The organism is Pseudomonas sp. SJZ131 (assembly GCF_007828705.1).
Classification (GTDB): Bacteria; Pseudomonadota; Gammaproteobacteria; order Pseudomonadales; family Pseudomonadaceae; genus Aquipseudomonas; species Aquipseudomonas prosekii.
In genome coordinates this window covers 509,942-529,011 of sequence record NZ_VIVC01000001.1, presented here as the reverse complement: position 1 = coordinate 529,011, position 19,070 = coordinate 509,942, and the positions used below count along the sequence as shown (strand labels likewise).

General features: G+C 60.0%; 18 protein-coding genes. 6 read left to right on the top strand and 12 right to left on the bottom strand.

Going from position 1 to position 19,070, the window contains the following annotated elements; translation table 11 throughout:
• Window positions 1–128 precede the first annotated feature (128 nt).
• The 5 genes from hcnC to FBY12_RS02200 all read right to left on the bottom strand — a co-directional run bounded on the left by hcnC (window position 129) and on the right by FBY12_RS02200 (window position 5,073).
• Window positions 129–1,388 (bottom strand): cyanide-forming glycine dehydrogenase subunit HcnC, encoded by a 1,260-nt coding sequence (gene hcnC, locus FBY12_RS02220; protein ID WP_145250703.1) that lies wholly within the window; start codon window positions 1,386–1,388, stop codon window positions 129–131.
• Window positions 1,381–2,790: a cyanide-forming glycine dehydrogenase subunit HcnB gene (gene hcnB / locus FBY12_RS02215; RefSeq protein ID WP_145250700.1), complete on the bottom strand. Its 1,410-nt coding sequence runs from the start codon at window positions 2,788–2,790 to the stop codon at window positions 1,381–1,383. The genes hcnC and hcnB overlap by 8 nt, the downstream gene beginning before the upstream one ends.
• Window positions 2,787–3,101: a (2Fe-2S)-binding protein gene (locus tag FBY12_RS02210; RefSeq protein WP_145250697.1), complete on the bottom strand. Its 315-nt coding sequence runs from the start codon at window positions 3,099–3,101 to the stop codon at window positions 2,787–2,789. Before FBY12_RS02210 ends, hcnB begins: the two co-directional genes overlap by 4 nt.
• 244 nt (window positions 3,102–3,345) lie before the next feature.
• Window positions 3,346–3,885 (bottom strand): hypothetical protein, encoded by a 540-nt coding sequence (locus FBY12_RS02205; protein ID WP_145250694.1) that lies wholly within the window; start codon window positions 3,883–3,885, stop codon window positions 3,346–3,348.
• A gap of 249 nt (window positions 3,886–4,134) precedes the next feature.
• Entirely contained in the window at window positions 4,135–5,073 is a 939-nt protein-coding gene (locus FBY12_RS02200; protein ID WP_121734114.1) for a hypothetical protein, read from the bottom strand.
• Between the two features lie 369 nt (window positions 5,074–5,442).
• Between FBY12_RS02200 and FBY12_RS02195 the strand changes: the two genes are divergently transcribed.
• Window positions 5,443–6,126: a response regulator transcription factor gene (locus tag FBY12_RS02195; protein WP_092269740.1), complete on the top strand. Its 684-nt coding sequence runs from the start codon at window positions 5,443–5,445 to the stop codon at window positions 6,124–6,126.
• The gene (locus tag FBY12_RS02190) at window positions 6,104–7,498 is read left to right on the top strand and encodes a HAMP domain-containing sensor histidine kinase (protein ID WP_145250692.1); all 1,395 of its coding nucleotides are present in this window, start codon (window positions 6,104–6,106) and stop codon (window positions 7,496–7,498) included. Before FBY12_RS02195 ends, FBY12_RS02190 begins: the two co-directional genes overlap by 23 nt.
• A 378-nt stretch (window positions 7,499–7,876) precedes the next feature.
• On the opposite strand, the gene FBY12_RS02185 is transcribed toward FBY12_RS02190, so the two are convergent.
• Genes FBY12_RS02185 through FBY12_RS02175 form a run of 3 tightly spaced genes read right to left on the bottom strand, consistent with a single transcriptional unit; the run spans window position 7,877 to window position 10,132 of the window.
• The gene (locus FBY12_RS02185; protein ID WP_145250689.1) at window positions 7,877–8,287 is read right to left on the bottom strand and encodes an SRPBCC family protein; all 411 of its coding nucleotides are present in this window, start codon (window positions 8,285–8,287) and stop codon (window positions 7,877–7,879) included.
• Window positions 8,288–8,315: 28 nt separating this feature from the next.
• Window positions 8,316–9,113, bottom strand: a complete 798-nt coding sequence (locus tag FBY12_RS02180; protein ID WP_145250686.1) for an SDR family NAD(P)-dependent oxidoreductase — start codon at window positions 9,111–9,113, stop codon at window positions 8,316–8,318.
• A gap of 2 nt (window positions 9,114–9,115) precedes the next feature.
• A complete protein-coding gene (locus FBY12_RS02175; protein WP_092269753.1) occupies window positions 9,116–10,132 on the bottom strand; it encodes an aldo/keto reductase in 1,017 nt (338 codons plus the stop codon).
• 115 nt (window positions 10,133–10,247) lie between these two features.
• Here FBY12_RS02175 and FBY12_RS02170 point away from each other — a divergent pair, with 115 nt between their 5' ends.
• Window positions 10,248–11,150 carry a LysR substrate-binding domain-containing protein gene (locus FBY12_RS02170; RefSeq protein ID WP_121734117.1) on the top strand — a complete coding sequence of 301 codons (903 nt, stop codon included), beginning with the start codon at window positions 10,248–10,250 and terminating at the stop codon, window positions 11,148–11,150.
• Window positions 11,151–11,557: 407 nt separating this feature from the next.
• Here FBY12_RS02170 and FBY12_RS02165 read toward each other — a convergent pair whose 3' ends face one another.
• The 3 genes from FBY12_RS02165 to FBY12_RS02155 form a co-directional block, all read right to left on the bottom strand.
• Entirely contained in the window at window positions 11,558–12,496 is a 939-nt protein-coding gene (locus FBY12_RS02165; RefSeq protein WP_145250683.1) for a cyclase family protein, read from the bottom strand.
• Window positions 12,497–12,761: 265 nt separating this feature from the next.
• Window positions 12,762–13,430, bottom strand: a complete 669-nt coding sequence (locus tag FBY12_RS02160; protein WP_121734118.1) for an HAD-IA family hydrolase — start codon at window positions 13,428–13,430, stop codon at window positions 12,762–12,764.
• 101 nt (window positions 13,431–13,531) lie between these two features.
• Entirely contained in the window at window positions 13,532–13,963 is a 432-nt protein-coding gene (locus FBY12_RS02155) for a response regulator (protein ID WP_121734119.1), read from the bottom strand.
• A gap of 218 nt (window positions 13,964–14,181) precedes the next feature.
• On the opposite strand from FBY12_RS02155, the gene FBY12_RS02150 reads away from it, so the two are divergent.
• On the top strand, window positions 14,182–15,123 hold the full coding sequence (locus tag FBY12_RS02150; RefSeq protein ID WP_145250680.1) for a class I SAM-dependent methyltransferase: 942 nt from the start codon (window positions 14,182–14,184) through the stop codon (window positions 15,121–15,123).
• Window positions 15,124–15,655: 532 nt separating this feature from the next.
• Here FBY12_RS02150 and FBY12_RS02145 read toward each other — a convergent pair.
• Window positions 15,656–16,423: a helix-turn-helix transcriptional regulator gene (locus FBY12_RS02145; protein ID WP_145250676.1), complete on the bottom strand. Its 768-nt coding sequence runs from the start codon at window positions 16,421–16,423 to the stop codon at window positions 15,656–15,658.
• 111 nt (window positions 16,424–16,534) lie between these two features.
• On the opposite strand from FBY12_RS02145, the gene FBY12_RS02140 reads away from it, so the two are divergent.
• On the top strand, window positions 16,535–17,638 hold the full coding sequence (locus FBY12_RS02140) for an extracellular solute-binding protein (RefSeq protein ID WP_145250673.1): 1,104 nt from the start codon (window positions 16,535–16,537) through the stop codon (window positions 17,636–17,638).
• 146 nt (window positions 17,639–17,784) lie between these two features.
• Entirely contained in the window at window positions 17,785–18,900 is a 1,116-nt protein-coding gene (locus FBY12_RS02135) for a P1 family peptidase (protein WP_145250670.1), read from the top strand.
• Window positions 18,901–19,070 lie beyond the last annotated feature (170 nt).

Genomic DNA, 19,070 nt, shown 5'->3' with positions numbered 1-19,070 from the left:
TCCTACCAGGGATCTGAGCCTTGCCGCGCACCTGTGGGAGCCGAGCTTGCTCGCGATGGCGCAGTGTCAGCCAGTGTAATGTCAGCTGACCCACCGCTATCGCGAGCAAGCTCGGCTCCCACAGTTCATCAGGCCAGTTCCAGTTCTTTGTCTGCGATTGCCGCCCTGGCTTGAAAGCGATCCGCCGAAAACGGGGTGATGTCCAGCGGCAGCGGTTCGTTGTTGATCAGCTTGTCCAGCAACACCCCGGTAATCGCCGAGGTCAGAATGCCGGTGCGGAAATGGCCGCAGGCATTCAGATAGCCTTGCACCCCGTTCATCGGCCCCAAAATCGGCAACTCATCCGGCGAGCCCGGACGCAATCCGGCCCAGGTGCGCTTGAGGTTGACGTCGGCCAATTCCGGAATGCAGCGCACCGCGCCTTGCACCAGCCCGGCGATTTCCGGGTAGGTGGTGGTGACGTCGAAGCCTTTATCTTCGGTGGTGCTGCCGATCAGAATCTCGCCGTTGTCCTTCTGCGCCACGTAGCAATCGCTGGTGGTCAGGCAGCCGTTCAAAATCTTCGGCATGCGCTCGGTGAGCAGAATCTGACCTTTGACCGGATTTACCGGAATCCGAATGCCGGTGGCCTGCTCGCTCAAATCCGCCGCCCAGGCACCCGCCGCGTTGATCAGCGTGTCGCAATGGAACACCCCGGCCTCGGCGGTTTGCACGCCGGTCACCCGCGAACCGTGATGCAGCACGCCGGTGACGTTGGTGTTGAAGTACAGGTCGACGCCATTCTGCCGCGCACCTTCGGTGTAAGCATCGGCGAGGCGAAACGGGCTGACCTGGTGATCGCAAAGAAACTCCAGCGCGCCCCTCGCCTCATGGCTGACACTCGGCTCGGCTTCGCGCAATGCAGCTTGATCGAGCCAGCGCACTTGCTCGGCCAGATGCGGAATGCACGCCACGATGTGCTCGGCGTAGAGCCGATCCTCGTCGTCGTAAATCACGAACTTCAGTCCGGTTTTCTCGAACTTGAAATCCATCCCGTGGTTGTCCTGCAACTCTTTGTGCAGGGCCGGGTACAGCGCGTTGGATTGCAAGGCAAAATCGAAGAACGACTGCGGCAGGATGTGCGGCGTGCTCGAATCGACCACTACCGCCGAACCCTGTGCTTCGCGTTTGCGGTTTGCCGACATCATCCGGAAGAAAATCACCCCGCAGCCCAACCCCACCGATTCACCAATCGCCCACAAACCGCCCGCCGATGCGCGAGTCGCGTTGCCCGGACGTTTGGCGTCGATCAGCGCCACTTTGAGGTTTTTGCGTTTGGATAATTGATAGGCGCAAGACGCACCGATTACACCGCCACCGGCGATGACCACGTCGTAGAACTTACTCATGATCGGCGGCCTCCGTGGCGGCGTTGTGGAAAGCGGAAAACGGAATCGGATCGATGGGAAAGCGCGGCCGCAACCAGCCAACGTCCTGGCGCCCGGTGGCTTCGCGCAAACGGTCGCTGCAGTAGCCGACGCACATGCGCCCCTGGCAATCGCCCATGCTCACGCGTGTGCGCATTTTCAGGCTGGCCATGTCTTGCACGCCTTGCTGTAGCGCGCGGTCGATGTCGGCGCGGGTCGCGTGTTCGCAGCGGCAGATTACGGTTTCGGCAGCAGGCAATGCGGTTTGCCCGGCGCCGCGCTCGGTGTAGCGATCGACCGCCGCGCGAAAACGGACGATCGACTTGAGTTTCGACAGATAGCGGTCACGCCGCAGCAACGCCAATTGCGGGTCCAGCACCTCGCGTTGCAGCAGTATTGACGTTGCGGCGATTCGCCCGGCGAGCATCGCTGCTTCGCCGCCACGAATGCCACCCATGTCCCCGGCCAGATGCACGTGCGGTTCGTTGCTCTGCTGCCAAATGTTCGACTGGGCGCGCAGGTAACCGTCGTCGCTGAACCCGTGGTTCAGGCCCATTTGCTGACTGAGTTGAGTGCGCGGGATAAACCCGTAACCGACCGCCAGGGTCTGCGCGGCAATGGTTTGTGCACGGCTCAAGTCCGGCGTCCAGTTGCGCGAATACGGCGCGACGGTGACAGATTGCAGTTCGTTGTCGCCCTGCGCCTCCACCACGCCCCAGCCGTAGAACATCGGGATACCGTGCAATTTGAGGAACGCGAGCATGCTCAGGCCATCGAGAAACAGTTGCGGTTTGTTCAGCAGTGCCAGGCTTTCGCGGGCAATCTTGCCAAACGCGCACGCCTCGTAAACCCCCGCCACGGCGACCCCGGACGCGTGCAACTGGCACGCCACCAGCGGCAACAACGGCCCGGTGCCGGTGATCACCACAGGACCTTGCGGCTTGACCACGCCGCTCTTGATTTGCAGTTGCAAACCGCCAAGCAGGATCACCCCCGGCAAGGTCCAGCCGGGAAACGGCACACTGCGTTCGTGACAACCGGCAGCGAGCAACAATTGTGAATATTCGATCTCCTGCAAACGTTCATCGCCATCCAGCACCACCAGCGCCCGCGTACCTTCGGCCCCGACCACGCGATGATTGAGGCGCACATCAATCAGGCCGGATTGCTCCTGGAAATCGCCATGCAGTTTGCCCAGCACTTCGGAATATCGCGGCCCGAGGTAATCGAGCTGAACGCCGTCGCGCAACGGCCCGCGATAGACCACGCCGCCAAGGCGCGAAGCTTCTTCGAGCAAAGTACAACGCACGCCGTGCCGGGCCAGTTCAATGGCCGCAGACATGCCCGCCGGGCCACCGCCGACGATCACCGGTTGCAGGCTCATAAAACCTCCTGCTCGGCGATGCGATTGACTTGGGTTTCGACGGTCATGCCATCACGAACAATGGTCTGGCAGGCGCGGCGTTTGTGCCGGCCATTGATTTTCACCAGGCAGCATTGACACACGCCCATGCCGCAATAGGCGCCGCTGATTTGATCGTGATCGTTGCGGGCCACTTGGCGAATGCCAAGGGATTGAATGACCGTGAGGACGGTCTCGCCGACGGCAGCGCTGACTGCTTGGCCGTTGATGTGCAAAGTCATATCCGCGCGCACCAGCGGCTGGATATCGAAGGTTCTATCTGAGGGTTGCATTGCGTGATTCTTCCGTGAAAGTTTCAGGTGGATTTTGTCAGCTCCAAGCTGCACTACACCTTGCCGGCCAACTGATACGCAAAAATTGCGCAGGTCTGCACTGGTACTTCGACAGCGCATCAGCTGCGCGCCAATGCACTGTAGTTGAAGCTGCAGCGAGGGCTTGAATCTTTTACGTTAAGCGATATTTCATTGCGAAATATTGATCCACGCCATTGAAAGCGGCCCCGCTACAACCTGCTCATCAGTTGGAAAATACGAACTGGCCCTTGATCTTTTTCGGGCCGATGAAACCCAGGTCCGGGAACAACAGGTTTTTCATGTACGCCACGAAAAACACCATTGCCAAAGTGATCGCGGCACCGATCAGCACGGACACCGGGTCCTCGGAAAAATCCTTGAACAGGCGTGGAAACTGGCTGAGGGAGAGGATCACGTAGACCGTGTAAAACTGCGCTTTGGCAGTGTAGAAACCGTAGGCGAACAGCAGCGGAATACCGGCCGCGAGCAGCGTAAATAGCAGCGTCGCAATCGTTCCGATCATCATGCCCAGAAAGAATCCGGCGACAGCGCCGAGCAGCGCTTGGGCAATCGTCAGCGCCAGTAATATTTTCATCTTGCCTTGGTGCTGCGCAGTACGCACCGGGTCCGGGTGCGCGCCAATCCAGTACGCCAGCACCCGATCCTTGACCGCGCCACCGGAAAAGGTCTTGAACGTTTCGGTTTTCGAGCGACCGGCATCGAGCATCGCCACCAGTTGCCGTTTGATTTCCTTCTTGTCCAACGTGTTACTCCCTGATACGACAAAAATAATGTAGGGGCGAACCTGCTCCCACAAGGATACATCGGGTTACATAGTGCCCCAAAACGCAAAAAGCCGCTTCTACCAGGGGCAGAAGCGGCGGAGGCATGAGCCTCGTAAACATCAATGCATCAGACGAATCAGTGCATGAACAGCGCGATCAGAATGATGATCGGGATCGGCACGCCGAGAAAAAACAGAAGTAGTGAGCGCATGGTTATTTCTCCTTGATTAACGAACTGGTGGCAGCGTGTTGGTGGTCACGTAGGCATCGGATTCCAGATACACCACGGCATCCCGACGACGACCGCCGAAAGTAGCGGCGAAACTGGCGAAGAACGCACCGGCCAGCAGTGCGACGAACATCCACAACGCGGTCCAGGCAGCAATTTTGGCGGCGGTGTCGGCAGCTTGTTGTGCAGCAACCTTGGCGTCGGCCACGGCTTTCTGGGCACGGGCATACACTTCGTCAACCCGACGCTCGGCGTCTGCCTGAGTCAGGTTGGTACGTTGGGCAACCAGTTGTGCGAGGTAAGTGCGGTCTTCCGGCGACAGGCCTTCATTGCTCAGGCTGCGCACGAAGATGCGGGTCACGGTGCCACGTGCAGCGTCATCGCTGACGGCGGCTGGACGATCATCGCGGAACAGGCTGTCGATGAAGTAACCGTACTGGTCGCTGTCAGTATTGGCAGCGGCTGTGCCTGCAGCTTGGGTCATTGCACTCGCGGCGCCACCGGCAACACTTGCACCGGCCTGCACACCACCGCTGATGATGCTACTGACCGAACCGACGATCAGCGTCGCGGCTACCAGAGTCGCCACGCACCACGAAAGGAAACCGTGCGCGGTGTCGCGGAAATACACTTCATCGCCGTGCATGTTGGCCCATTTCACTCGCAAGCGACCGGCAATGTAGCCACCGAGCCCGGAAGCAATGATTTGCGTTGCTGCCAGCCAGACGATTGTGGAAATGCCCAGGCCTTTGGCGCTGACGCCCTCGTTGGCCCACGGTGAAACAGCCGAGAAGCCCAGACCGAAGCCGAGCAGCACCAGAATCAGCGATAACGCCGCTGCCGCAGCAGCCCCTGCGAAAATCGCGCCCCAGGACACGCCCGAGAGCGTGCTCGATTCATCTGCGGCAGCGTAATAACCCTCAGAAGATCTATTCATTATTGTTCAGCTCCAGGCATGAAAGATGGTGTTACAACTTGTTGTCAGGAGAGGAATTGCAGGCAGCGTGCCAGTCGTCCGAATTTAATAATCCGTTTAAAATCAACAGGTTAAAAAATCAGATGTTCTGAAGACCATGCAATTTGCAAGAGTTGCTTAATATCAGCGGGTTTTATGCATTGAGCGACAACCGCGAAACCGGTGTTAGCCGCCCTACTTGCGCTTGCAGCTTTTATTACCGCTTGGGGTCAGGCGAAACCTGCGCCTGCAGCGGATACCCCAGCAACATGAAAGTTAATTTAATTAGCCGCGCGCATTTCTTGGCAAAATGCCCGCATTCTGTAACGAACCGCACAGCAGGCCGCCCTTATGACGCGCATTTTGACCATCGAAGACGACGCCGTAACCGCCCGCGAGATTGTCGCTGAGTTGAGCAGCCACGGGCTCGACGTGGATTGGGTCGACAATGGCCGCGAAGGCTTGGCGCGCGCGGTCAGTGGCGATTACGACTTGATCACCCTCGACCGCATGTTGCCCGAGCTCGACGGCTTGGCCATCGTCACCACGCTGCGGACCATGGGCGTTGCCACGCCGATCCTGATGATCAGCGCGCTGTCGGATGTCGATGAGCGCGTGCGCGGCTTGCGCGCCGGCGGCGACGATTACCTGACCAAGCCGTTCGCCACCGACGAAATGGCCGCGCGGGTCGAAGTGTTGCTGCGTCGGCAGAACACCGTCAGCGCCCAAGCCACCACGCTGCGGGTGGCGGACCTGGAACTGAATTTGATCAGCCACGAAGCCAGCCGCAACGGCGAGTTGCTGACGCTGCTGCCGACCGAATACAAACTGCTCGAATTTCTCATGCGCAACACCGGGCAGATTCTGTCGCGGATGATGATTTTCGAGGAAGTCTGGGGTTATCACTTCGACCCCGGCACCAACCTGATCGACGTGCACATCGGCCGCTTGCGCAAGAAGATCGATCCACCCGGCAATGTCCCGTTGATCCGCACCGTGCGAGGCTCGGGGTATGTCATTGCTGAACCCCTATAAAGGCTGGCGTTCCTCCAGCAGCCGCTTGCTCGCGCTCTACAGTTCACTGTTTGTGGCGTGGAGCGCGATCCTCATGGGCGTCATGTATTACGAGGTTTCCGGCTACCTCGACAACCTCGCCAAGCACTCGTTGATGCAGCGCCAGCACTTGTTTTCGCGCTTTCAGGGCGAGCAACTGGTGGACGCGCTCGGCGCCAGCATGATGTTTGATATTCGTGGCATCGACGCCTACGGCTTGTTCGATGCCGAGCAGCGTTACCTCAGCGGCGCGTTGCGCGAGATGCCCGCGGAATTGCCGTTGGACGGGCGGATACACATGCTCTCCAGTTGCGCCGAATCCGACGACCCGACCCTGCCCGCCGACAGTTGTGATGCAGTGGCCACGCGCACTTTGGATGGACGTTGGCTGGTGCTGGTGCGCGACAACGGTTCGCTGTTCGCGGTGACGCAAATCATCCTGCACGCGTTGTTCTGGGGCGTGTCGCTGACGATCCTGCCGGGCATCGCCGGGTGGCATCTGTTGCGCCGCCGACCGCTGCGGCGGATCCGCGCGATCCAGGCCAGCGCCGAGGCCATCGTCGCCGGTGACCTGACCCATCGCTTGCCGCTGTCGAACCGCCGCGACGAACTGGACATGCTCGCCGCCATCGTCAACGCCATGCTCGAACGCATTGAACGCTTGATGAACGAAGTCAAAGGCGTGTGCGACAACATTGCCCACGACCTGCGCACGCCCCTGACTCGGTTGCGCGCGCAGCTGTACCGGATTCAGCAGCAGGCCGACGACAGTTCGCCGCTGGTGCAGCAACTGGATTCGGTGCTGGCCGAGGCCGATACGCTGATGGCGCGCTTTCGGGGATTGTTGCGGATTTCCGAACTGGAAGATCGGCAGCGGCGTTCAGGGTTTGTGCAGCTTGATCCGGTGCCGTTGTTGCAAGAGTTGCATGACTTTTATCTGCCACTGGCGGAGGAAGGCGAACTGGTTTTTCAACTGCAACTGCCGGAGTCGCTGCCGTCATTGAACGGTGATCGCGCGTTGCTGTTTGAGGCGATTGCGAACCTGTTGAGCAACTCGATCAAATTCACGCCGCCGGGTGGCGAGGTGATTTTGCGCGGGTTGAATGAGGGCGGACATACGCGGATTGAAGTGCTGGATTCCGGCCCGGGGATTGCGCTAGCGGAACGCGACGCGGTGTTTCGACGCTTCTATCGCGCGGAGGGTGGTAATCAGCAGAGCGGGTTTGGCCTGGGATTGTCGATCGTCGCGGCAATCGTCAGCCTGCACGGCTTCAGCCTCGACGTCGGCACCAGCGAACGCGGCGGCGCCCGGCTGGTGCTTGATTGCCGAGAAAGCCTGATCGCCCAGACCTGACGAAACCGCCGTGGGAGCAAAGCTTGCTCGCGATGGCGGTCCGCCAGTTGAAAATTGTAGTGACTGACCCACCGCTTTCGCGAGCAAGCTCTGCTCCTACAGGTTTTTTGGCCGGGATCGGGATGGGTGGTTTCACACCAATCCCTGTGGGAGTGAGCTTGCTCGCGATGGCGGTGGGTCAGGCAGTTGGGTGTTGGCTGATAGACCGCTATCGCGAGCAAGCTCGGCTCCCACAAGTTTTTTGGTTGGGATCGGGATTTGTGATCTGGCACCAATCCCTGTGGGAGCAAAGCTTGCTCGCGATGGCGGTGGGTCAGTCGACATCACATTGACCGGTACCCCCCTTTCGCGAGCAAGCTCTGCTCCTACAAAGGCGTCTTACGCCGGGTAGTTAGCGCGCAGCGCTTCGAGGCCGCCCTTGTAGATGCCGTCGAACAGCGCTTCCACTTCGGCATCGGTCACGCCTTTGGCGTTAAAACAACCGGACCACGTTACCCGCGCGCCCTGCCCTTGCGCTTCTACGCGCAATGTCGCCAGGTAATCGGTCGCCGGGAACGGTGCCTGTTCAATCGAGTAGCTGTAGGTTTTTGCCGCGTTGTCGAACGTTTGCAAACGCTCGACCACCACCGCGCCGTCCGCCGTTTGCAAGGTGCGCACGCGCCCGCCTTCGCTCAGTTCACTCTTGGGAATGAACGGCAGCCAGTTCGGCAGCGTGTCGAAGCCGCCGATCAATTGCCACACTTCGTCGGCCGAAGCCGGGATGTCGATAAACGCTGATGCAGTTGCCATAAATGATTTCTCTCGATGAATTCGGGGTTCAGATTGCCATGCTGTCGACGACGCCGCCATCCACCCGCAGGGCGGCGCCAGTGGTTGCCGACGACAGAGGCGATGCAATGTAAGCGACCAGATTCGCCACTTCGGCGACGTCCGCGACGCGTTGGATGATCGAGCTTGGCCGCGCCTTGCGGACAAAAGCGTCGGCCTCTTCGCGGGCGCTACGGCCGGATTCGGCGGTGGCGTCCTTGAGCATTTCTTCCAGACCATCCGTAAAAGTCGGACCAGGCAAAATCGCATTGACCGTCACGCCAGTGCCGGCCAGGCGTTTGGCCAAACCATGCGACACCGCCAGGTTGGCGCTTTTGGTCACGCCGTAGTTGATCATGTCCGCCGGGATCGCCACACCGGATTCCGAGGACAGGAAGATCACCCGGCCCCAACCGTTGTTGACCATCTGCGGCGTGTAATGCCGCGCCAGTCGCACGCCCGAGATCACATTGACTTCATAGAAGCGCGTCCATTCGCTGTCCGGCGCGTCGAAGAAGTCCACATCGTTGAAGATCCCGAGGTTGTTGACCAGGATGTCGGCGTGCGGTTCGGCGGCGAAGAGTTTTTCGGCGCCTTCGGCAGTGCCGAGGTCGGCGGTCAGGCCGCGCAATAGCGCGCCCGGCACGTCGTGGCGAATGCTCGCCAACGCCTGCTCAACCTTGGCCGAGTCGCGGCCGATCACCACCACCGTCGCGCCGGATTCAGCCAGTGCCTTGCTGATGCCCAAGCCAATGCCAGCGGTGCTGCCGCTGACAATCGCGAGTTTTCCCGTCAGATCGATTTTCATGCTCAAGCTCCAATGATCGGCAGTGGCGCGCGTTCGGAAATCAGCTTCGAATCACGCAATGCCTGCCAGAACGCCGCAGGAATCACTTCGTTCAACGCCGCGACATCTTCGGCAATCCGCTCGGGACGACTGGCCCCAGGAATCACCGCAGCGACCGCCGGGTTAGCCAGGGAGAACTGCAACGCCGCCGCTTTGATGCTGACGCCGTGAGCCGCGGCGATGCGTTTGATTTGCTCGACTTTGTTGATAATCGCCGGGCTGGCTTGCTGATACTCGAAGTGCGCACCGCCGGCGAGGATGCCCGAGCTGTACGGACCGCCGACGACGATTTCAACGTTTTGCGCCAGTGCCGACTCCATCAAACGCTGCAACGCGCGGTCGTGGTCGAGCAGCGTGTAGCGGCCGGCCAAGAGGAAACCGTCCGGCTGCGCTTCGGTCAGATCGAGGGTCAATTCGCAAGGTTCGACCTTGTTCACGCCCAGCCCCCAGCCCTTGATCACGCCTTCTTCACGCAAACGGGTGAGCACTTTGAACGCGCCGGTGCGGGCCTGATTGAAGTATTCCAGCCACTGATCGCCGTAGAAATCCTGGGCGATGTCGTGAATCCAGACAATGTCCAGGCGATCGGTTTGCAGACGCTTGAGGCTGTCTTCGATCGAGCGCAAGGTCGCGTCGGCGCTGTAGTCGTTGACGATTTTATTCGGCCGGCCGTGTTCGAACACGCCGCTCTTCTCGCCCAGATCGCGCGATGCGGTGTCTTCGATTTCGTCGAGAATTACCCGGCCAACCTTGCTGCTGAGCACGTAGTCGTCGCGGTTGTACTGGGCCAATGCGGCGCCCAAGCGAATTTCCGAAAGGCCCGAACCGTAGAACGGCGCGGTATCGAAGTAGCGCACGCCCGCATCCCAGGCAGCGTGCACGGTGGCTTGCGCTTCTTCTTCGGGGATGGCGCGGAACATGTTGCCGAGTGGTGCGGTGCCGAAACCCAGCGCGCCGGGCAGTTTGTCTTTCAAGCTCATGGGTGATTCCTCTGTGTTGAGGGTCAGCTCTTGTGACCGTTGAGCCGATCGTAGATTGCGAGAGTCGGACCGTCCAAGACATAATGCGCAGCACTTGAGTCCCCAGAGGTCTGACATGATCGACATCCGCCAATTGCGCTACTTCGTCGCCGTCGCCGAGGAAGAACACGTCGGTCGCGCCGCCGAACGTTTGCACATTTCGCAATCGCCGCTGAGTCGGCAGATCGCTCAACTCGAAGAGCGGCTGGGCCTGACGCTGTTTGAGCGCAGCCAGCAGCGCATTCGGCTGACCCGCGACGGCCAGACGTTTCTCGCCGAAACTCGTGCTTTGCTGACCCACGCCAATCGCCTCGAATCCTTGGGCAAACGCCTGGGTCGTGGCGAAGAAGGCGGTTTGTGCATCGGCTATATCGAGAACGCCATGCACGCCGGCGTGCTGCCGAATGCGTTGCGCGTGTTGCGCGTGGATCGGCCCAATGTGCACGTCGCGTTGTACAACCTTAGCTCCGCCGAACAACTCGAAGGCCTACGCCAGCGTAGTCTGGATATCGCCCTGGTCAGTGAACCGCCCGTCGCCGATGACCCGGATTTGTTGGGTTTTCAGGTGCTGGATGACCCGATGCTGTTGGCATTGCCAGAGCATCATCCGTTGGCGCAGCAGCCAACTTTGAGCGCGGAAGACCTCGCTGATCAGGAATGGATTGGCGTGCAGCATCGGCAAAATTGCGCGAGCCGCGAAGACTTTATCAGCGCCTGTATCCGCGCCGGTTTTACCCCGGATATTCGTATGGAAGCGACCGAGCCGTTTACCGCGCTGGGGCTGGTGGCGTCGGGGCTGGGGATCGCGATGATTCAGAAAGGCTTGAGCCGCAACGCCCCACCGGGCGTGGTGTTGCGCGACGTGCCGTGGATCTCGTTCACCACACCCTTGTGGGCGGCATGGCACCGGATCAACCTGCGACCGCTGGTGGAAACGTTCCGCAAAGTGCTGACCGAACCGGTTTCGTCGAACGACTGACCAAACTGAAGCCCGCGTCCCTGCGAAGATCCCTTGTGGGAGCAGAGCCTGCTCGCGATAGCGGTAGGTCAGCGACATAAAACTGGCTGACACACCGCCATCGCGAGCAAGCTCGGCTCCCACAAGGATTGGGGGCGTCACACCAACTTTGCTACTTACGAAAATCCCCTTGTAGGAGTGAGCCTGCTCGCGATCGCGGTGGGTCAGTGACATCAAACTGGCTGACCCACCGCCATCGCGAGCAAGCTCAGCTCCCACAAGGATTGGGGGCGTCACACCAACTTTGCTACTGACAAAAATCCCCTTGTAGGAGTGAGCCTGCTCGCGATGGTGGTGGGTCAGTGACATCAAACTGGCTGACACACCGCCATCGCGAGCAGGCTCACTCCTACAGGGGGAACGTTGGGTCAGTGAATGGCGACCGGGTTGATGTTGACTTGGGTCGAGCCTTTGTACAGCGGCTGGCCGAGGACGAACATGAACTCCCAGGCTTTGTCTTTGACCAGCGCGCGGCTGTCGATCAACTCGAGGTTATAGATGCCGTTCTTGGCCAGCATGTACTGGTTGACCGGGAATTCCTGGCCGTCTTTCGCCGGGTAAATCTCCGACGCCCAGGTGTCCCCGCCGAACGCGACGATCTGTTTGTCAACCAGCCATTTCGCGGCGGCCATGCCGATGCCCGGCTCGACGGCGAGGAATTTTTTGTTGTCCTTGCCGAGCAATTCCAGCCAACCGGTGTTGAACAACACCACATCGCCCTTCTGGATGGTCACGCCTTGCAGGTCGAGGGCTTTCTGGATATCGGCGACGCTGAATTCGGTCTTTTCCGGGACGATTGGCGTGCCGTACACGGCTGTCATGTCCAGCACTACGCCACGGGTGACAATCGGCGGAACCTTCTCGATGCCGAGTTTTTTCACGCCTTCGACGGTGACGAAATCGGCGGCGCGGTTGCCGTTGTAATAGACGTAATCGATGCCGATATGGCCGATACCGTTGAGCTGCGTGCCGACGCCGGTCCAGCCGACCACCAGTTCATCGTTGAAGGTGAATTTATTCGGCCCCATCGTCGTTCCGCCGGCCTCGCCCGGCTGGACGTTGGTCAGGTTGAAACTGCGATGACGGAAGGCAGGCAGGGTTTTGTCGATCGGTACGGCGAGCGGGTAGGTTTTGCCGGTTTTGATCAGTTTGGCGGCGTTGAGCACGGAGTCGGCGTTCAACAGATTCAGCGCACCGATTTCGTCGTCAGCACCGTATTTCGACGGGTACCATTTTTCGGCATCGGCGGCGTGGGCGGCGCTGAGCGAGAAGAGCAAGGTGAATGGCAGGATCAAACGATTGAGCATGGGGGCGTCCCTGTGGGTTGGCAGTGACCCCACGGTACGCAGCCCGTCTGCGCGGAAACAGACAGGCGCGGGCAATACATTTGTTCCGGATACTCACGAGTGCTCTGGTTATCGCGTGGGAGCATGGCTTGCCCGCGAGTACTGTGGTTGTCTTGTGGGAGCACGGCTTGCCCGCGATAGCGATTTCAGCAACGCCATCGCGGGCAAGCCATGCTCCCACAAGGCAAGGATCAGCCAGCGTGGTGGCAAATCAATGCAATGGCAGTCAGATTGGCTGCAAGCGCAGTCGGCCATCCGCATCTACGACCACTTCCACGGCATCGTAACTGGCCAATGTCGCGTGCGGCGTTTCCAGCGGATGCTCGTGAGTAGAGGTGATGACCAGCACATCAGCCCCCGCCGCTTCCGCCGCTTGAATACCCACCGTCGCATCTTCGAAAATCAGGCATTCGCTCACGTCCACGCCCAACCGCTGAGCGGCCAGACGATAACCCGCAGGATCAGGCTTGCCGGCCTTCACATCCTCGGCCGTGACCATCATCGCCGGCTCGGGAATCCCCGCCGCCGCCATCCGCCGCAACGCCAAAGCCCTCGGCGCCGACGTCACGATTGCCCACTGCTCCGTCGGCAATGTCTTGAGAAATTTTGCCGCGTTGGCGACTTCGACGATGCCTTCGACGTCCTCGACTTCAGCTTCGGTGATAAACCTCGCCTCGGCCTGCGCATCAATTCCGGGCAACGCCTGGCGGTTGATCGTGTCGATGGCGCGCGCACCGTGGATGGTCGGCAAAAACGTCGCAACGTCGAGGCCGTGACGCTCGGCCCACGCCGTCCAGACGCGCTCGGCGGCGGCGATGGAGTTGAGCACGGTGCCGTCCATGTCGAACAGAAACGCACGATATGAGGTGTTGAAAACAGATTTTTGAGCAGACAAAAGACAACTTCCTATCGGGCCGGACCAGGGCCGCAATGTAGCACCGCTGGTCGGCCGCAATCGAGTATTCGGAGGCCTGAGTGGATGTTCAGCAGAAAGAGCTATGTCGAGGATACGGAGCCGGGCGAACGCACAGGCCGTGAAGTCAACGCGCTTTGAACGCAATCGAGCAACTGCCCCACCGCCCAAGGCTTCTTGATGAACGACACCTCGTGACGCACCCCGGAAGTTTTCGGCGTCTCGAAACCGGACATGATCATGATCGGTTTTTCCGGCCAGCGATCACCGAAGTCATTCGCCAGATCGGCGCCGTTGCGCTGGCCGGGCATGGTGATGTCGGTCAGCAACAGGCTGATCTTGTCGGCGTTTTCTTCGAGGTACAACGTCGCCGCGTCCGCGCTGATCTGCGGCTCCACGGCAAAACCTTCTTCCTGCAGAATCTCGCACAGAAACTCCAGGATCAACGAGTCGTCCTCCACTACCAGAATCAAGCCGCCAGGACCCGGCTCGCCCGCCATTGTTATTGAATTCATGACCGTCCCACTCCCTGATTGCACAAATGAATTTGCAGCTCAATTACGCTACCTATCAGGTATGAGCAGCGGACCCTGAGGAAATTCATTTTTGATACAAGCAAGTGACGAAATCACCGAACAAAGCTGCACAGCGCTGCCAGCGAGTTGATATCCAGGCGTTGCTCAAGGACGTTTGTGGTTAAAATGCCGCCCCCTTACATTGCCGACGTTGCCCGATGAACCCTGACGCGCTCGCCATTCTTCACGCTCACCTGCTAACCGCCCTGGCCACCGCCCCGGCCGAAACCCGGCGGCTGTTTCACGGGCGGGGGCGCTGCTGGCCGGGGCTGGAACAGGTGACCGTCGACTGGTTGCAGGGCGTAGTGCTGGTGTCGTTGTTCAAAGAACCCGAGCCGCAACAGCTTGAGGATTTGAAGCAGTTGCTGATGGACATCACGCGCTGCGCCGAATGGCAGCAATCCGCCGCGCACACCTTGCTGCTGCAGCACAGGTATTTGCTGCAAAGCACCACCGAGTGGTTGCTGGGCGATGCGCTGGATGAGATGACCATCACCGAGGGTGGCTTGAATTATCGGGTGGACCTGGGCCGCAAACAGAACGCCGGGTTGTTCCTCGACATGCGTTATGGCCGCGATTGGGTGCGGGCGAATGCCGGGGGCAAACGGGTGCTGAATCTGTTTGCGTACACCTGCGGATTTTCCGTGACGGCGATCGAGGGCGGCGCCGCGCATGTGGTTAATCTGGACATGTCCAGTTCGGCACTGAGCCGTGGCCGCGACAATCATCGGCTCAATGGCCATGACTTGAGCAAAGTGACATTCCTCGGTCACGACCTGTTCAAGTCGTGGGGCAAGGTGATTGGCAAAGGGCCTTATGATTTGGTGATTATTGATCCGCCGTCGTTTCAGAAAGGCAGCTTTCTGCTGACCAAGGACTACCAGCGCGTGCTGCGGCGCTTGCCGGAATTGCTCACCGAGACAGGCACGGTGCTGGCGTGCATGAACGATCCGGCGTTTGGCTCGGACTTCCTGATCGACGGCGTAACCCGTGAGGCGCCGAGTTTGCGCTTCGTCGAACGCCTGGAAAACCCACCGGAATTTCCCGACGCCGATGTTGAATGCGGGTTGAAAGCGTTGGTGTTTCGCCAAGGGAATTGAGGCGCGACGTATCGCGAGCAGGCTCACTCCTACAAGGGATCTCCATTGGATGCCGAATCTTTGGCCGACACAGATTTACTGTAGGAGCCGAGCTTGCTCGCGATAGCAGTTTCACATTCACAATTTGCATGTCAGATGCACCGCCATCGCGAGCAAGCTCGGCTCCCACAGGGGATCTTCAGTGGATATTGGATTTATGGGCAACATAAATCCAATGTAGGAGTGAGCCTGCTCGCGATAGCGGTTCCACATTCACCATTTGCGTATCAGACACACCGCCATCGTGAGCAAGCTCGGCTCCCACAGGGGATCTCCAGTGGATATTGGATTTATGGGCAACATAAATCCAATGTGGGAGCGAGCTTGTTCGCGATAGCATTTTCACATCCACCATTTGCGTATCAGAGACACCGCCATCGCGAGCAAGCTCGGCTCCCACAGGGGATCTTCAGTGGATGCTGGATTTTGTGGACGACGCAGATCCCATGTAGGAGTGAGCCTGCTCGCGATGGGGCCCTCTCTCCCGACACCATTATTTCGGCTGCAACACCAGCGCAAACAACTCGCCATGCCCATTCACATTCAGCTTTTGATAGACATTGCGCCGATGCACTTTCACGGTTTCCGGGGAGATGCCGAGTTGCTGGGCGATGGCTTTGCTGGAAAAGCCCTGCAGGATCAGCCGTGCCGTCTCGACCTCGCGCGCGGTCAGTCGCGCGTCGAAGCGATCGAGCAATGTCGCCAGATCCCCAGCCACCGCAGTCGGCCCTTCCGGCGGCACCAGTTGCAGGTGTCGGCCGATCGCCGCGAGCACCCAGTCGCGCACGCATAACAGCCTTCCCTGCTCTTGTAATGAAAACCGCGTCGAGCGCCCCAGCGACAAACCGAGCACCGCGCCGTCGACATTGATCATGAACTGCAACTCATCGCCGCCGACCACCGAACGAAAGTAACTCTGGTAGTACTCGCTCTGCTGAAACTGATCCGGAGCCACCGCGTCGAGGCTGTGCAAACCGTCGCCGATGCCGGCGCAAACCGCCTGATAAAAGGGATCGAGCACGTACATGCCGGCGCTGTAGCGGTCCAGTTCCTGCTGCTCCGGCGCACTCGCGCGGGAGTCGAAATCGATCAGCAATTGCGGCACCCGTCCGGCGCGCATCACCGCGACCAATGCGTTGTCCAGCGGCACCAGCAGGCGCAGCGTATCGACCAGCGCTCGCCAGAATCCGTCGTGCCCCAACGCGCCAAACACCCGCGCCAGACCTTGATGCACCGGCAACTCCTTCAACAACGCGTCCACGCCCTACCCCTTTCGTGTAACCCATGATGGGAATGGGTGACGGCCACCCCGCTCGATACCCTGCAAGCTCCTGATTATCACCGGCCTGCAGCAGGCCAGGAGTGCCGCATCATGAGTGGTCACCGCACGTATATCAACCTGGGGCTGGGCGCCTGTCTGTCGGCCTCGCTGTCGGCATTTGCCGCCGAGGCCCCCAGCGTCCACGTTTATAACTGGTATGACTACATCGGTCCCACGACCCTGCACGACTTCAAGCGCGACACCGGTATCGTGCCGGTTTACGACACCTTCGACAGCGCCGAAGTGCTCGAAGGCAAACTGCTGACCAGCCGCAGCGGCTACGACGTGGTGGTCGCGAGCAACTTCAGTTTGCCGACGCTGATCAAGGCCGGCGCACTGCAACCGCTGCCCCGCGAGCAAATGCCCGATTTCAAGAACATGGACACCGAGCTGCTGGCGAAACTCGCCGCCAATGATCCGGGCAATCAGTACGCCGTGCCGTACCTGTGGGGCACCAACGGCATCGGCTACAACGTCGACAAGGTCCGCGCGGCGCTCGGCGACAAGGCGCCGGTGGACTCCTGGGACCTGATTTTCAAGGAAGAAAACCTCGCCAAACTCGGCGAATGCGGCGTGGCGATGCTCGACTCGCCGTCGGAAATGCTGCCGGTCGCTTTGCACTATCTGGGCCTGCCGCCGAACAGCACCAATGCCGAGGACTACAAAAAAGCCGAGGCGTTGCTGCTCAAGTTGCGCCCGCACATCGCGTACTTCAACTCGTCGAAATTCATCAGCGATTTGTCCAACGGCGACATCTGCGTGGCGGTCGGTTGGTCGGGCGCGATGCTCGAGGCCAAGACCACTGCCGAACAGGCCGGCAACGGCGTGAAAATCGCCTACAGCCTGCCCAAAGAAGGCGCGCCGCTGTGGTTCGACACGCTGGTATTGCTCAAGGACGCGCCGAATCCGCAACAAGGCCTGGTCTTCATCGACTACTTGATGCGCCCGGAAGTCATCGCCCCGGTGAGCAATCATTTGTCCTACCCCAACGGCAACCGCAGCGCCACGCCACTGGTGGCAGAAGCCACGCGCAACAACCCGGCGGTGTACCCGTCGGCTGAAGCGATGGCGACATTATTCACCCTGCAACCGTTGCCGCCCGCCACCGAGCGCGTGCGCACGCGGGTGTGGAGCAAGGTCAAAAACGGTCAGTAAAACAACATGCTTTTCGTAGGAGCAGAGCTTGCTCGCGAAGAGGTCGTCATGCCCAGCATTGATGTTGACTGACCCAGCGCTTTCGCGGGCAAGCCTCGCTCCTACAAAAATCTACCCGTGAGCTTGAATCGAACATGAGAACGACAATGAAACCACGTGCCCGCGACCTCAATATCCAGTTCGGCCAGTTGCAACCTGGCCCGCTCAATGCGATCACCGACGTGCCCGGCGTTCGCGTCGGCCACAGCAATGTGCGTGGCAGCACCGCCAATGGCCGCGACATTCTTACCGGCGTCACGGTGATCGAGCCGCGCCTCGGGTCGACCAGTCAGCAGCCGTGTTTTGCCGGCGTCCATGTGCTCAACGGCAATGGCGATGCGACCGGCCTGGAGTGGATTCGCGAGGCCGGGCTGCTGACCAGCCCCATCGCGTTTACCAATACGCACAGCCTCGGCGTGGTCCGCGATGCGCTGATTGTGCTCGACCGCGAGCAGCAGCCGGACGATGGCCGGCTCTACTGGAACATGCCGGTGGTGCTGGAGACGTTTGACGGTTTGCTCAACGACATCAATGGCTTTCATGTGAAGCCTGAACACGTCGCCGAAGCGCTGCACTCGGCGGTGGCCGGGCCGGTGACTGAGGGCAATGTCGGTGGCGGCAGCGGGATGATTTGCCATGAATTCAAGGGTGGGATTGGCACCGCTTCCCGGCGTTTGAACAGTGCTCAGGGCGGCTGGACCGTTGGCGCGATTGTGCAGGCAAACCATGGCATTCGTCATGAATTGCGCGTCGATGGTTATCCGGTTGGGCGCTATATGGAACAGGCGGATTCACCGTTTTTGAAAGCTGCGCTGCCACATCCCGGGATGGGTTCGATTGTGGTGTGTCTGGCCACCGATGCGCCGTTGCTGCCGCACCAATGCACGCGTCTGGCGCAGCGTGCCAGTTTGGGGCTGGCTCGAACGGGGGGTGGCAATGAGGATCACAGCGGCGACATTTTTATTGCATTCGCCACCGGTAACGACGTGCCGCCCGCAGCCTACGAGAGCAAAAAATCGCCGACTTGCGATCATTTGAGCATGGTGAATAACGACCACATCAGCGAGCTGTTTCTGGCCGCGACGGAAGCGGTTGAGGAAGCGATTATCAACGCGTTGCTGGCGGGCGAAACGGCCGAGGGCAACGGGCATGCCGTGCCGGGGCTGGACGCGGCGACATTGTTGGCGGGATTGCGCAAGGCCGGCTGGCCGGGGGCGGTGTAAGCGCGCTGCGGCTGAGTCGATGCGTGGCGCGAGCCTGGTTTCACATTCACCATGTGCGTGCCAGATACACCGCCATCGCGAGCAAGCTCGGCTCCCACAGGAAATTTCCAGTGGATGCTGGATTTATGGGCTACCTAAATCCAGTGTGGGAGCCGAGCTTGCTCGCGATA